Source organism: Microbulbifer sp. YPW16, assembly GCF_021290385.1.
In the GTDB taxonomy this organism is placed as follows: Bacteria; Pseudomonadota; Gammaproteobacteria; order Pseudomonadales; family Cellvibrionaceae; genus Microbulbifer; species Microbulbifer zhoushanensis.
In genome coordinates this window covers 2066922-2082049 of sequence record NZ_CP089928.1, presented here as the reverse complement: position 1 = coordinate 2082049, position 15128 = coordinate 2066922, and the positions used below count along the sequence as shown (strand labels likewise).

The window sequence follows — 15128 nt, the reverse complement described above, 5'->3', positions numbered from 1 at the left end:
GTAGTGAAGCGCAGCTGGGCGAATATCCTGGGCCGCGCAACGGGCGACCAGCATGCGCTTGTTATGAATTTCTTATCCGTTTACTTTTTCGGATGTGATTTTCTTTCCATTAATAACCCACCTCCAGAGCTCATCCTGATGTAAGGCAGAGTTGTAAGACCTGGTCATGATTACAATGTCTTTATTTTCTAACCGAGCAGATAGTATGATATCCCCAAGAGATTCACTTGGTGGAATAATGAGCTTTGAATTATTGCCATTGAACAAAAATGCAGTATAAGAAGATCCAGTTGCGCCACTCCAAAAGGTGCTATTTCTTACAAAATATATTTCTCCAGCCTCCGCAATCGAGAAAAACTCTAAGTCCCCATGGCTTTTCAAAATTTCTTTGATTTCTTCAGTATTATTGGCATTAAATATTTTTTCACGTTCTTCAAGAGAATAGTTTCCACTTAAAATACCATTTTCTGAATCTACTCTATGAATTTCACGAGCCAAGCTATGTTGAGCATTGGCGTCAAAGCTTATAAGTACTGCTATCAACAAAAGAAACTTATACTTCATGATTCAGTGATTTCCCAAATAACATCCGGTTTTGTGGCGGACTTGGAGCTGCGAAGCAGCGGAAATACCGTCCGAGCCCCGAAAGGGCGGCAAGAGGCGCTTGTCTGGCTAACCCCAGAAGACTTGGTTGAAGTATTCAGTTCATTGTTTTGTCATATCGAGAATGCATTCTGAGATATGGATGCCTGACCAGCCTCCTGCTGCGCCGGTACTCTCTCCCTCAAAGCTGCAATGTGCATCTCGATATTTCAACCAAGCTCTTTGAGATATTCTAAACTCTTCCTCAAGATTACGCTTTAAATATTTATCCTCTTCTCGAATCCTTTCAATGGCCGCTTTATAGGCCATGTTGAGTTCTTCATCTGCCTTTTTTAACATGCCTTCAATACAGAGCCCTGCTGCCATAGCGCCGCCGTTCTCTGCTGTACAAGAATCCGCGGAATCCTCGGAAATAGCGTATGAAGAAGCACATGCAAAAATTAATAGCATGATGCGAGTCATTGCGTTCATAGTATTTCCCTTCACATAGCCTAACGAGCCTGTAGAAAAACAGGATGACAACCTGATATCCCATCGGCTCTCTTTCTTATAAGTTTAATGATCACGATTTAAACACATCCGTTTTACATAATCACTCATTGCACGTATTAAGGGCCTCTTTTGCGCAGACGAGTGTGGATATCCCTGTGAATCAGTGGATCGCCCCGTATCTCATCAACTTCTCAATGTTATGCACCAGGCAGAACATACGCCATTGCCCCTGGACCTTCTCACGACCACGTAAAGAGAAACGGCCTAGCCGTTTATTGGTACCAATATTACCGAACACCGGCTCTACCACCGACATCCGGTGACTATAGATCGTCTTTCCCGCGATACTGTCGACGCGCTTTTTCATCCAGTCGGTCGCCGTGCGGCCATTGGTCCAGGTGGTGGACACCTGCCGGCCGTGGCCGTCGCGGGTATCGGCAGAACCGGGGTTGCGCATGCACTGGTGTTTGAGGTGACAGTGGCGGCAGTCAGTCAGGCGGCCCTCAAAGAACAGCTTGCGCTTGCCCTCACTGACTTGCTCCTCCCTGTAGAGAAGCAGTTCTTTACCGGCTGGGCAGATACAGGTCTTGCGGCGCTTATCGAAGGTGAATTCCCTGGCAGGAATCACCTGCTTGACGCCCACCAGGGTATCGCGATGACGCTTGCCATACTTTTCTTTTTGTTTGGCGAACGCCTTGTCCCGCGAGCGGAACTGGTTGTCGGGGATATAGGCGTTGATGCCTTCCTCTTTCAGATAGGCATTATTGCCCTCGTTGGAGAAACCAGTATCGGCGGTCACGATGGTGCCATCGGCGAGGATGTCCGGATGGATGCCGGCTTTCCGGTAGTGTGCGGTGAGACCATCCAGCATGGGCTTGAGCGTATGGTATTCCTGGCCCTCGCCGAAAGCCTGCGCCTCGACAATGATCTGGTGTTTCTTGTCCACTGCGGCGACACCGTTGTACCCCTGGATGGTGCCCTTGCTGGTGGTCATCTTGGCCGACTCATTGTCGGTGATATTACTTTTGACTTCTTTCGGGGTCTTGCCTTGCCCCATCCTTGGGGCTTGCGTCTTTAGGAACTTGTCTATCTTCTCGAAGTGCTGCTTGAGCGTATCCGTCGCCTGCGCCAGTCGCTGCTTGCGCTCCCGCTCGGCGGGCTTGCGGCCATCCAGCTTCTTGTGTTCCTTGATGCAGTGCCGGATCTTCTTGCGGATCTTGGCCTGCTTTTGCTCGAGTTCCTTGAATGTACCGGAGTGCTCCTTACTGGCATTCGACGGCATCTTGCAACCATCAATCGCAAACAGCTCGTTGCCCAGCAGTCCCTCCTGGTCACATACCATCAGTACCTGCTCAAAGATCGACTCGATCGCATCCGGGTAACTGCTGACAAAGCTGGCGATACTGGTGAAGTGCGGCACTGAATCGCAGGAAAGCGCCTTGAAGATGATATTGTGCTCACATTGCCACTGGATCTCGCGGCTGGAGGTGATGCCCTTGGAGTATGCGAACAGGATGATCTTTAACAGAATGGCGGGATCGTAAGCCGATCGACCACCGGCGTCATTCTGGTACTTTTCGTAGAAGGCAGACAGGTCGATATGGTCATCGATCAGGTGGTGGAGGGTAAATTCGAAGGTATTCGGCTGCAATTGCTCTTCGAAATTGATCACAACCATCGCGTCCTGGTTGTAATTGTACCGCTTGAAGTTTGGCATGGCGGGATTCCCCTTTTCGACCTGCCAATTCTATCAAAAAACACTATATTTTAAGAGTTTTTCTACAGCCAGAACGCCCACGGCAGGGGCGGATTACCTTATGTACGTTTTGCGCAATAATGGGAGCGAAGCGACCGCGCAAAATGTGCATAAGGTAAGCCGTCCCGCGGAGGCCCGAAGGGCCGGAGCTTCACTGCCCGTGTTTGTTATATGGCCTTAGGTCTCAGCCGACTTCGGTGACAAAAGGGTGAGAACCGCCAGGTACAGCCAGCCGCCAGCCCAACTTAGGCCAAGTACAAGCGCCACCAATGCGCATGCTACTTAAGAACGACCTTGCTTACGTGCCACCCAGAATGCAAGTACCGCGGGGAGCACTGATGTAAACAGAAAGAAGTATGGAAAGAATGCCAAATTCATATTCATTGTTATTCAAATAGTCCTAAAAATTACGAAATTAGCTTAGACATATAACGTTGCCAACAGGGGCGCCTGTAAGGCGTCCCTGCTTGCTTGGCCTTGTTATGCATTGATGCCACGCAATACCCCTTTTCGGTGCGCAAGCCACCCACCTTCTTCTTGTTGCTCAATATATCGGGAAATGGTGTTCTTATCCTCGCCAGGCAGCTCGTTGAGTGCTCTTATGAATAGAGCAATATCAGCCTCATGCTGCGTACCCACTGAATTGGCCAGGCTACACAGAAGCTCGCCTGCCCATTCTGAGCCTCTCTTTATCATTGGCGGCAGTTCTAGAGTTAGCGCTTCTATATATTCCTTGCTCGAGAACTTCCCCAGCGCTGCTTGGGTGGTCTGATAGGCTCCATAATCATCGTCAGACTGCATTGATTGAATTAAAGCCCTAGCAACAGGCAAACCTTCGCTCCCGTCTATTGAATCAAGAAGCTCAATATACCTATTGAATCGATTCTCTCTTTCTGGCCAAGGCACAGACTCATCAGAATCCTGAACAATGTTGCCAGTGAATATCAGCTCTCTAATTAGTGCTTCCATGCTCGCCTATGCATAACAGTTAATTCAAAGGACGCACCCTTCTATCCTCCCCGGCTCTATTTGTCGCGCGAAAATTGTACAGGAAAGAATAAGTCTTTTATTTTCAATGTATTAGAGCGTTGTAGATATCGTTTTGCCGGTAGTTACGGCAACTGAACCTATATCTGCCAGAGTGCTGCGTCTACTGATGCTAAGAGTAACCCTTTCAAAGTCAATCAGTTGCCAGATGTGCCGTGTGGATACGCGACGTATCTCCTGATCCCCGCCTTGACGGCGTCTAATCGGCCATATGCTGTACAAATAAACAGTTAAGTGGCTGCATCATGGACGATATCCGCCATCATATACCTACCGAGAGCCGCGAACGGCTTGTGCCACGGTTGCGCCTGTTGATCAGGCGTATCGGTCTTTCCTATTCCACGGAACAGACTTACGTACACTGGGTAAAGCGGTTTATCCGCTTTCACCAGTTGCGCCATCCCGAAGACATGGGGGCTGCGGAGGTGGAGGATTTTCTCGGCCACCTGGCGGTGGATGCGCACTGTTCGGTGAATACGCAACGGGTTGCGCTTAATGCCATGGTATTCCTTTACCGGCGCTTCCTGGGTCGGGAGCTGGAGTTGTTGCGCTATCGATCGGCGCGGCAGTCGAGGCGCTTGCCGGTGGTATACAGTGCAGCGGAAGTCGCCGCGATTCTTGAACAGCTGGAGGGTGTGTTCCGGTTGCAGGTGGAGCTGATGTACGGCAGCGGGCTGCGCAGTGCAGAGTTGCTGTCCCTGCGGGTGATGGATATCGATTTCGCCCGCCACAACATCTTTGTGCGGGCCGGCAAGGGCGGCAAGGATCGCACAACGCTGTTGCCCGCATCCCTGGTCCCGCGCCTGCAGCAACAAATCCGCCGGGTCGGGCGGTTGCATGCCCAGGACCTGGACGACGGCTATGGTGCGGTCTACCTTCCGGATGCCCTTGCCCGGCAGTATCCCTCCGCCGCCACGGATCCCGGGTGGCAATACCTGTTCCCCGCGCGGGAACTCAAGCTCGATCCCGCTGCCGGGGTGATGCGTCGCCACCATATGCATGCGTCCACGCTGACCAGTCAGGTTCGCACTGCGGTGCGCCGGGCCGGTATTCACAAGCCCGGCCGCAACCATGCATTTCGCCACAGCTTTGCCACCCGCTTGCTGGAATCCGGGTGCGACCTGCGTAGGATCCAGGAGTTGCTCGGCCATTCCGATATCAGGACAACGGAAATCTACACCCATGTGGTCGATAGGGCTGGCAGTGGTGTGGTGAGCCCGGTAGACCGGCTGGGATGACATGCCCGGGGCCGTCGCGGGGTGAGGCCTGCTGCCTACTGGACGTGCTGCCCCCACGGGGTTGCGGTGGTTTGTATTGCACCCGGGGTCGCGCCCGGGCACAGCGGGCGTATGTTATGGGCTGCCCTGGCTACAGCCAGCCAGTCGTAGGTATCATCGTCGGCAAAGTAGTAGTAGATGCTGTTATTGGGTAGCAGCAGTACCACCACGCCACCATAACCCGTCATATACGGTATCCATACCTCGTCCTCACACCCCTTCAGGTTTTTACCAATCTCCAGTCCCCAGAAGCCATTGTTGTAGTGGCTGCCCGGGCCCAGCTCCGGGCCCCGGTCGGCCGGGTCTTGCTGGCGCGCGGCAGCCAGTTGGTGGGGGGCAAGCAGGCTGTTGTTGGCGTCGTTGAAGAAGCGGGCGATTTTGGCGATATCGTCCCGCAACCAGTAGAGGCCCCAGCCGGTAAAGGGCTGCCGTCTCTGGTCGTAAGTGCGGCGTGTATGGGCGGCGGTGGCGCTGAGGCCCAGCGGGGCCAGCAGGTCCCGGTACAGGAGGTCGGTAAAAATATCGCTGTTCGGTCCCTCATGCTGGCGCAGCAGGGTATTCATGGCGGTGCCGAGGATATAGGTATCGGAAGTGTGGTAGGCCCAGTCGGTACCGGGTTCTCCCTTGCGCGGGTAGTAGCTGCAGCTGTAGTGGATTTTTTCCCGGTGGCTGGTGGACAGGAACAGGCCGTCGGTATGTTCCGCCTGTTCGTCCTCCATAAACCCCGCCTGCGCAAAGTTGCCGCTTGCCATATCGAGCAGGTCATTGAGGCTGACACCCTGCCAGTTTTCACTGGCGGCACATTCCGGCACCAGCCCGGCGACCGGTTGCTGGAAGCTGCCGGGGTATCTACGTTCCAGCCGCATCAGGGCGCCGCCGGCAAAGACCGACTTGGCCACGGAATAGGACGGCACCACCAGTGAATCGCAGTAGGGGTACTGGCCCTGGCGGGTCTGGCAGCCGCCGGTGTAGTGAATGCCGTCGATTACATAGCCCACCAGCGACAGGGCGGCCGGGTCCTTGCCAGCAGGTGCGGAGAATGCCCGGTGGTCGCTACCGGGGAAGTCCTTGCCCAGTTCCGCCAGTGGTTTTACCGGCAGGCGTCGCCGTATTTCCGCCCGGTAATCACGGATATGCAGGTCCGCTCCCGGAATTTCAGCTCGCGTATAAGTGGCTGCGAGTTTTCCCCACAGGTCCATCTGGTAATAGGCACAGGTTTCACCGGCGATCTGGTAGGCAGCATCCGAGATGTCACCGTTATCCCGGAAGAGGAAAGTCATCACGCCGTTGTGAATACAGTTGGCATTTCTCTCCTGTAATGCGAAGGGCAAGGCTACCCGGCTGTAACCGCGATCGCCCTGCTCATCCCATACGCGCCCCGGGGCCAGGATAAATTCCCAGTCCGGGTGGGCGCCGGCCACTGAGCCGCGCTCCAGCGGAAAAATGTGGCTGCCGCTCTGTACCAGTTCGAAATCGAACTCGGGCAGGTGTTTGCGTGGGGCGTCGCCGTCACCGGTATAGTCGAAGCGGTCGCGGTGCTTGCGGAAATTCCCACCGGTAGCTTCGCCAGATAATTGCAGCCTGCCCGTGAAGTGATTGCCGGGCGGGGCTGCATTGTCAGGAACCGCATAGTGACGGTAATCCAGCAGGGGCAGTGGAGTGTTGCCTTCAACAAGGGTGGAAAAGCGGAGTTGCGTGCGCTGGACTTCACCACTGGCTTCCGGCCTGTTGCCATACTCTCCGGCAGCATAGGAAATTGCGCCGGGGTGGCAGGTTATCGCCAGCAGAAGCACCCACCAGCAGGTCGGGCGCAGGCTGGAATACGTTTTTGGCGAGGCAGGAACCATGCGCGGCCTGTTCGGGCATTGGTGCGGAAGGGCAGCGACGCGACCCCGGTCCCCGGAGGGGAAAGTCTCCGGTACTTCGACCCGGGGCTGCGTGCTGCAGGACACAGAGCACCGACAGGCTGCCTCAATTTACAGGGTTTTGTTAGCGCCAGCTGCGTGATTGTTATTGGGCCAGTTGCATTTTTGGTCATTGGTAACCGGGCTGAAACTTGCGCAATCTGCGGCTTTAGGGGCATTATCGTTACAGGAAACTTGCCCGCAACGCCGCGATTCTGGCGGCGTCGGCACAGCAGAATAATAACTCCATGGCGGAATCACTTATCGTGCTGGACCCGCAGGCCGACAAGGGGCTGCAGGCACAGATACGCGAAAAAATCATTCAGGGTATCCTCTCCGGCAGTATTCCTGCCGGTCACCGGATGCCGTCATCGCGCCGTATGGCGGAGCAGCTGGCGGTTGCCCGCAACACCGTGGTGCTGGCCTACCAGCAGCTGGTCGATGACGGTTTCCTGGTGACCCGTGAGCGCAGTGGCTTCTATGTCAGTGAAAGTGTGCAGACCCAGGGGGTTATCAGCCCCGGCGATGCCACTGTGCCGGGCGAAGGCTCCGAGCCGGACCGGGCCTTCTGGCGCGAGCGGTGTAACCCGGTTTCCGTCAGCCGGCGGGCGCTCAGGTCCCGCCCGGCCAACTGGCTCCAGTATCCCTTCCCGTTTGTCAGCAACGAGTATGACCCACGACTGTTCCCGGGCGCCGAATGGCGTGAGTGCACCCGGGATATCTATACCGGTCGCGAGGTTGCCCAGTGGGCCACCCTCGGCGGCAACGAGGATGACCGGCAACTGGTCGAGCAGATCTGTACACGGTTGCTGCCGCGGCGCGGGATCTATGTGGATCCGGGCCAGGTGCTGCTGGCCAGCGACCTGCACCAGGCCTGTTACCTGATTGGCGAGCTGTTTATGGGCGCCGGGCGCAGCCTGGCCATGGTACTGCCCGGTTGCAGTGAAACCGAGGAGATTTTCCGCCGCACCGGGGTGCGCCTGCTGGGGTTGGCGCAGGACCGTGACGGACCCAACCCGGGATCGCAACTGACAGGCAGCGACTGCTGGTTCCTGCAACCCAATGCCCACAACCCCACTGCCGTGACCACCAGCCTCGAGCGGCGGCGCAAGTTGCTGGCACAGGCAAACGAGCAGGGCGCAGTGGTTATCGAGAATGACTGCGAGCACGAGTTCTGCTACCACGGCAATCCGTTGCCGCCCCTGAAGAGTCTCGGTGGCGGCGAGTCGGTCATCTACCTCTACCAGTTCCCCCGGGTCATAGACCCGGGCATGCAACTGGCCTTTGTGGTGGCGCCCAAGCCAGTGATCCAGAGATTGCGGGCCCTGCGCTATACCCTGCGCGAGCGGATCCCGGCCATCAACCAGCGGCTGCTGGCCAAGTTCGTGGCCTCCGGTCACCTGGACGCCGCCACCTTCCGCATTACCCGGCAACTCAGGGAACGCTGGACCGCGCTGGGCGAGGCCCTGATGCACCACCTGCCCAAGCTGCTGGTGCGTCGTGCCAGTTGTGGCACGGCCTGCTGGCTGGAACTGCCGGATAGTATCGACGCGGAGCAGCTGCAGAAGCAGGCAGAGCAGCAGGGCCTGTTGCTGGAGGTGGTGCGGGAGTTCAATGCCCTGCGGATCGGGTTTTCGGCCATCGAGGCTGACCGCATCGAGGGCGGTATCAGCATCCTCGCGCAATTGATCAATGGTGAGCTGTCGCAAAACGAGGAAACCCTGGACAACGCCACCGGCAGGCACCTGTCCGCCGCGGATATCCAGGCGGAATTCCCGGGGGCGATTATCCTGGGCACCAATACGCTGGGTGAGTCCTACCGGATCCAGGTTTTGGCCGACGGTACCCTGCAGGGTTATTCACGCAATGATGTCGACGTGGATGAGACCGATACCGGTCGCTGGTGGCTGGACGGGGACATGTGGGTGCGCCAGTGGCGCACCTGGTCCTACGGCCGCAAGGCCGCTTTCCATGTGGTGGCGGAGGAACACCGGATCAAGTGGTTCAGTGAAGAGGGCCAGCTGATCGATACCGGTATCCTGGCCCAGCAGTAACCCCTGTCGGCAGCCAAGGGCCGATACAAGATCGGCCCCTACGGGTGGGGATTTCCAGGTGTAGGGGCGCACCTCGTGTGCGCCCAGGCCGGAGGGTCCTGGTGGCTGGGCCGATACAAGATCGGCCCCTACGGGTGAGGATTTTCAGGTGTAGGGGCGCACCTTGTGTGCGCCCAGGCCGGAGGGTCCTGGTGGCTGGGCCGATACAAGATCGGCCCCTACGGGTCAGAATATTAGATGTAGGGGCGCACCTTGTGTGCGCCCGAGCTACGCGGAACCAGAGGAGTCAGGCATGGATGCCCGACGTCGCCGACTGCGTTTACGGGACTATGATTATTCCCGCGCTGGTGCTTATTTCATCACGATCTGTACCCAGGATCGACGCTGCCTCTTTGCCGATATTGCAACTGAGGGCCTGCCGTTGCTTGCCGCGGGCCGAATGATCTGGGATCACTGGCTGGGGTTACCAGAGCGGTTCCCCGGCCTGGAACTGGATGAGTTTGTGGTAATGCCCAATCACGTACACGGCATTTTTCTGTTTCCCGCTGGAGAGTCGGGTGACAAGAGCCCGGTGGCATTTACCGTGAGCAGGGTCATCCAGGCTTTTAAGTCATTTACCACCAACAGCTATATTGCCGGTGTCAGGGCTTGTGGCTGGCCCCGATTCGAGAGGCGCCTGTGGCAGCGCAGTTTCTTCGATCGCATCATCCGCGATGAATCAGAATTCTCGTTTGTACGTGAATATATCCAGAATAATCCTGCCAAATGGGAGCTGGATAGTCTGTATATTGAGCCCTGAAAGGAAACGGGCGGGCACAAGGTCCGCCCCTACGGGTGGGAATTTCCAAATGTAGGGGCGCACCTTGTGTGCGCCCGGGCCCGGAAGGGCCTGGTGTTTGGGCCGATACGAGATCGGCCCCTGCGGATGGGAATTTCCTGATGTAGGGGCGCACCTCGTGTGCGCCCTGGTCTGGAAAAACCTGGTGTTTGGGCCGAAACAAGATCGGTCCCTGCGGGTGGGGATTTAAGGTGGAGGGGGCGCACCTTGTGTGCGCCCGGGGCCCGGTTCACGCGCGATCAAGTCGTGCGGCCGATGGCAATGCCGCCATGCACAGCACGATCATCACACAGGCAATGCCCACCAGCTGGGTATAGCTGCCCCCCGCCGATACAAAGTGCCCTGCTACCAGGGGCCCGCAGGCCAGCCCCATCTTGGAGGCAAAACCGCCGAACGCCCCCATCTGCCCGGCGGTATCAAACCGTGAAGCCATGGTGAGCAGGTAGGGCACGCAGAAAGCCCAGGTCATGCCGGTGGCAATATTGGCCAGGATAAATACCAGCGGAATATCGCTGAAGGCGAACATGGCCAGCCCCAGCAGGGTAATCACCAGGGCGATCCCCAGGGGCGTCGCCAGAGCAAAACGCTGGCCGGTATAGGCGGCCAGGGCCGCGCCGCCGATGGCAATCAGGTTGGCCCAGAACAGGGTCTGGCTGATGAAGTCCAGCGGCAGGGAAAATGACTTGCCCAGGTCGAAGATAAAGGCGAACAGGGACATGTTGGCGAACTGGAAACAGAACAGTGCGACCAGCGTAACCAGCATCGGTGTCATGGACGCTTTCTTTTCTGCGATTGCCGTCTCAACTTCAGAATCAGTAGGGAGCAGGCTCTTGTCCGCGTCTTTCGGCAGGGGGTAGTCCGCAACAAACGGCAGCATCGCCAGGGTGATGGCGCTGAAGGTGATCAGGGCATAGAAGGGCACATAGGTGCCATGCTGCTGCACCAGTCCCGGCAGTACCAGCAGGCCGATGGCGCCGCCGGTGTACTGCACCAGTAACACCATGCTGTAGGCACGCCCGGCGATGCCACTGCGGGCAATCGCCGCAAACCCGAGTCCCACCAACGCACCGCCCAGCATTCCATGCACCAGCCGCAGTGGTTTCAGCAGTTCGATGTTCGCCAGGCTGATGGTCAGCAGGTCCATGCCGATGGAGCCTGCCAGCAGGCAGGTGGCGGCCAGTTTCCAGCGGGGAATCCGCCGCACCAGCAGCGAAATGGTGAATGCCCCGATAACCGCGCCCACCGTATTGGCAAAGGTGATCTCCCCCGCCTGCGCCGCTGACAGGCCGGCCCCGGCCATCAATGAGTCCACGATCACCGGGAAAATGTTCACATAGTAGAGGCCGGCCGATGACAGGAAGGCCAGTAACAGGCTGGCGATCCAGCCGTCAGCCGCAGCCTTCGGCAGTCCAGTGGGAAGCGGTCCGGTGGCAACGGCTGGTTGCCTCTGCTCGGTGAGGCTATCTGCATTGTGACTCATGGGCTCTCCGGGAAGGGTCTCAGAAAATAGTTATTAGCCCCGGCCTGCTCCGTTATTTCAGGACAGTTCCGGGAAGCCGCTTCCGCCAGCTGACAGTTTACGGCGTTACTGGCCCTAAGCTAACCCATGGCCCGTTCGCCGATAGTGCCAGTCAGCAGCGGGCGATGGGGCCAATGGCACAAAATGGGCCGCTGCGGCCCAATATGGATCCCCTGGCCTCATCCGCGGCCGGAATCTGGACCTATCGACCCTCCTGCGGATTATCCAAGATAAAGCCAGATCCAACGCCCGACCTGAATCGGGCGGTAGAAGCAGGAAACAATCTGGCGATGAAGAACCGAACATTTGGGATCGCGGCCCTCCAGCTACGGCTGGACGAAGCGGACAACCTGGAACTGCTGCTGCAGCGCATCCAGAAAACCAAGCTGCGCTACCCGTGGGTGCAGATGATCGTACTCAGCGAGCTGGCACTGCGGGGCGTGGGTGTACAGCACGCCCGCGAACTGCCCTCGGCGGAAGAGGACGCGCTCTGCCGCAGTGCGCGGGAGCTGGGGGTCTGGCTGGTACCGGGCTCCATGTATGAAAAGAACGGCAGTGCAGTCTACAACACCACTCCGGTGATCAACCCGGAAGGAAAGGTTGTCGGCCGCTACCGCAAGCTCTATCCATTCCTGCCCTACGAAAAGGGCGTAACGCCCGGGGAAGATTTCCTTGTTTTTGAGGTGCCGGAGGTCGGGTGTTTTGGCGTTTCCATCTGCTATGACATGTGGTTTCCCGAAACCACCCGGGCACTGACCTGGCTGGGGGCGGAGATCATCATCCACCCCACCAAGACCGACACCATCGACCGTGGTGATGAGCTGTCGATTGTGCGGGCGAGTGCGGTCACCAACCAGTGCTACATCGTCGACGTGAATTCTGCCGGGACCCAGGGTGTGGGGCGCTCGATCGTGGTGGGCCCGGAGGGGGAAACCCTGCATGAGGCCTCTGTGGATGAGGAAGTGATCGCGTTCGAGGTGGACCTGGAGAAAGTGACCCGGGTCCGCGAGCGCGGCATGAAGGGGCTGGGCCAGGTACTCAAGAGTTTCCGTGATGGCAGGGTCCGTTTCCCCCAATACGAGGATGGGGCGGCATCACCCGCCTATGGGCGACTCGGGCCATTGAAACTGCCGGAGTAAAAGACGGGAGAAATCCCAAAAATTTTTTAGGCAACAACACCAGGCGGCGCAGTCCGGCCGATACAATAGAGAAAATACAGAGGGAATCATGGACAACAAAGACACCAGGGGTTTCAGCAGGCAACATCTGGCCATGGCGATCGCGGCGGTATCCGCTGGCTGCGCCGTGACATTCAGCCAGGCCACCTTTGCCCAAAATAACGAAGTAATCGAGGAAGTCATCGTTACGGCAACGGCCCGGGAAACAAGGCTCCAGGATGTGCCCTATAACATTTCCGCTGTCTCCGGTGACGATGTCAGTGCGGCGCAGATTACCGACCAGGCCGAGCTGATGCGGAACGTTCCCGGGGTTGCCGTGGTGGACCGAGGCAATCGCAATTCCGGTGTCATCAACGGCATCATGATCCGTGGCCTCAATGTCGACAGTGCCGCACTGGGGGATTATTCCGTGGCCGCGGCGCCGACAGTCTCCACCTATGTAAACAGCACGCCGGTTTACGCCAACTTTATCCTCAAGGACCTTGAGCGGGTGGAAGTCCTGCGCGGGCCCCAGGGCACGCTCTATGGTTCCGGGTCACTCGGCGGTACCGTCAGGTATATCACCCGCAAGCCGGAGATGGATGGCAATTCGGTGGACTTCAGTTCCGGGGTGTCCAGCACTGCGGGCTCTGACGGGCTCAATTATTCGGCGGACTCGGTCGTTAACCTGGCACTGTCCGATAGCTTTGCCATTCGTGCCGCCGCTGGCCTTGTGGACAATGCGGGTATTGTCGATTACGTGAATGTGTATCGGCTCGACAGCAATGGCATTCCCACCGCCCCCGAGGGTGTCCTGTCTCCGGAAGCGGAATACCGGAATGTAGAGGATGCCGATACTGTCGAGATCACCTATGCCAAATTTGCGGCATTGTGGCAGCCCACCGACGGCTTTGAATTACTCTTTACCCATATGACCCAGGACGATGAAGTCGGCGGGCGTCGCCAGCAGACCGAGGGCCTGGATGGTTGGGGCAATGCCTATGACGATTATGAGAACGGCTCCATCCAGCTCGAGCCGTCCAGCCGTGAGGCCAGCCTGAACACCCTGGAAACAGAAATTGACCTGGGCTTTGCCACCCTGACCTCCTCGACTTCCGATTACGATCACAGCGGCGATTCTGTTTCCGAGAATACCGGCTTCTACGCTCAGAATGGCTGGATTGGGGCCTTCTATTACAACTACAACCGGCCCATGGCCTCCGCCGTGCGCCAGTACGAGGATTCGGCCTTTATCCAGGAAGTGCGACTGGTATCCAACGGTTCCGAGAGCCTGGACTGGATCCTGGGTGCCTTCTATATCGACCAGGACACTTCGGGTGCCCAGCAGAGTTACCTGCGCGGCTATCAGCAGTGGGCCGATACTGCCTGGGGACCGGGCATCGTCGCCAGCGACCAGGACTGGGATTATGCACGGGAAGACAACTTTACCGAGACGGCATTCTACGGTGAGCTCACCTGGCACCTGGATGCCCTGCACCTGACTTTCGGTGCCCGGCAGTTCAGCAATGAATATGAGTCGATGGTGTATATGGACTTCCCCGCCTACGGTTCGGGGGCAATCTTCCCGGTGCTGAATGACAGCCGGGTCACCGAAGATGACGGTGTTCTGTTCAAGGCCAATGCCGCCTACGATATTGCGGACAACATGATGGCCTATGCCACCGTGTCCGAGGGCTACCGTCGCGGTGGTTCCAACGCGGCACCGACCAGCGGTTTCTTTGGCGAGGACCCGTCCTGGGCGCAGTACGAAGCGGATACGGTGATTAACTACGAGGCCGGTATCAAGGGCAGCTTGGGTAGCGTCACCTATACCGCCGCTGCGTTCGCCGTCGACTGGGACAATGTCCAGGTCAATACCGCCACGCCGGTGTGGGGCTTCTTTGCGGTTGCCAATGGCGACCAGGCCAGCACCTCGGGTATAGAACTGGAGCTGCAGGGAGACCTGAGCCAGAGCTTCAGCTACAGCCTGGGTTACGCCTACGTCAATGCGGAGCTGGATGCCGACCTGCTGGCCCCGGGTTACTCGACCCCGCTGGCCAGTGCCGGCACGCGCCTGCCGGGCACCCCGGAGAATACCCTGACCGCCGCACTGGATTACCGGGCGCCGCTGGGCAACGGCGGGCTGGAAATGATCGGGCGTATGGCTGCCTACTACCAGTCCTCCACCATGAACGCCGCCAGTGACAGCGAGCGGTTTGCCGCCGAACTCGATGGCTTCTCCCTGCTGGACGGTCATATCGGCGTTGCCGGCGACTGGTGGACTGCCACCCTGTTCGCCAAGAACCTTACGAACGAGGAAGGTACCACCGGCCTGTTCAAGGAAGAGTATATGGGGACGGATCCGTCGCAACAGTATTACGGCAACGGGGCCAAAAGCTTCCTGGTGCAGCCGCGCACAATCGGTGCCAACCTGAAGGTCAGCTTCTGATTTTATCCTTGATTGGGTACATTGGGGCGCAT

General features: G+C 57.7%; 11 protein-coding genes. 5 read left to right on the top strand and 6 right to left on the bottom strand.

All coding sequences use genetic code 11. The features are described from left to right. Positions 1 to 72 precede the first annotated feature (72 nt). From LVE68_RS08775 to LVE68_RS08760, 4 genes are all read right to left on the bottom strand, one after another. The gene (locus LVE68_RS08775; protein ID WP_233006652.1) at positions 73 to 564 is read right to left on the bottom strand and encodes a hypothetical protein; all 492 of its coding nucleotides are present in this window, start codon (positions 562 to 564) and stop codon (positions 73 to 75) included. Positions 565 to 705: 141 nt separating this feature from the next. Next, positions 706 to 1074 carry a lysozyme inhibitor LprI family protein gene (locus LVE68_RS08770; protein ID WP_233006651.1) on the bottom strand — a complete coding sequence of 123 codons (369 nt, stop codon included), beginning with the start codon at positions 1072 to 1074 and terminating at the stop codon, positions 706 to 708. Positions 1075 to 1255: 181 nt separating this feature from the next. Further along, on the bottom strand, positions 1256 to 2812 hold the full coding sequence (locus tag LVE68_RS08765; RefSeq protein ID WP_232940126.1) for a transposase: 1557 nt from the start codon (positions 2810 to 2812) through the stop codon (positions 1256 to 1258). Positions 2813 to 3331: 519 nt separating this feature from the next. Continuing rightward, positions 3332 to 3820 (bottom strand): hypothetical protein, encoded by a 489-nt coding sequence (locus tag LVE68_RS08760; RefSeq protein WP_233006650.1) that lies wholly within the window; start codon positions 3818 to 3820, stop codon positions 3332 to 3334. A gap of 323 nt (positions 3821 to 4143) precedes the next feature. Here LVE68_RS08760 and LVE68_RS08755 point away from each other — a divergent pair, with 323 nt between their 5' ends. Further along, positions 4144 to 5136, top strand: a complete 993-nt coding sequence (locus tag LVE68_RS08755; protein ID WP_233006649.1) for an integron integrase — start codon at positions 4144 to 4146, stop codon at positions 5134 to 5136. 35 nt (positions 5137 to 5171) lie between these two features. On the opposite strand, the gene LVE68_RS08750 is transcribed toward LVE68_RS08755, so the two are convergent. Continuing rightward, positions 5172 to 7022: a serine hydrolase domain-containing protein gene (locus LVE68_RS08750; protein ID WP_233006648.1), complete on the bottom strand. Its 1851-nt coding sequence runs from the start codon at positions 7020 to 7022 to the stop codon at positions 5172 to 5174. 305 nt (positions 7023 to 7327) lie between these two features. Between LVE68_RS08750 and LVE68_RS08745 the strand changes: the two genes are divergently transcribed. Continuing rightward, complete coding sequence (locus tag LVE68_RS08745; protein WP_233006647.1) at positions 7328 to 9133, top strand: aminotransferase-like domain-containing protein; 1806 nt, start codon at positions 7328 to 7330, stop codon at positions 9131 to 9133. Positions 9134 to 9425: 292 nt separating this feature from the next. Continuing rightward, a complete protein-coding gene (locus LVE68_RS08740; RefSeq protein ID WP_233006646.1) occupies positions 9426 to 9932 on the top strand; it encodes a transposase in 507 nt (168 codons plus the stop codon). A 268-nt stretch (positions 9933 to 10200) separates the two neighbouring features. On the opposite strand, the gene LVE68_RS08735 is transcribed toward LVE68_RS08740, so the two are convergent. Continuing rightward, positions 10201 to 11451: an MFS transporter gene (locus LVE68_RS08735; protein ID WP_233006645.1), complete on the bottom strand. Its 1251-nt coding sequence runs from the start codon at positions 11449 to 11451 to the stop codon at positions 10201 to 10203. A gap of 329 nt (positions 11452 to 11780) precedes the next feature. On the opposite strand from LVE68_RS08735, the gene LVE68_RS08730 reads away from it, so the two are divergent. After that, positions 11781 to 12629: a carbon-nitrogen hydrolase family protein gene (locus LVE68_RS08730; RefSeq protein ID WP_233006644.1), complete on the top strand. Its 849-nt coding sequence runs from the start codon at positions 11781 to 11783 to the stop codon at positions 12627 to 12629. A gap of 88 nt (positions 12630 to 12717) precedes the next feature. After that, positions 12718 to 15096, top strand: a complete 2379-nt coding sequence (locus LVE68_RS08725) for a TonB-dependent receptor (RefSeq protein WP_233006643.1) — start codon at positions 12718 to 12720, stop codon at positions 15094 to 15096. The last annotated feature ends 32 nt before the right edge of the window (positions 15097 to 15128 follow it).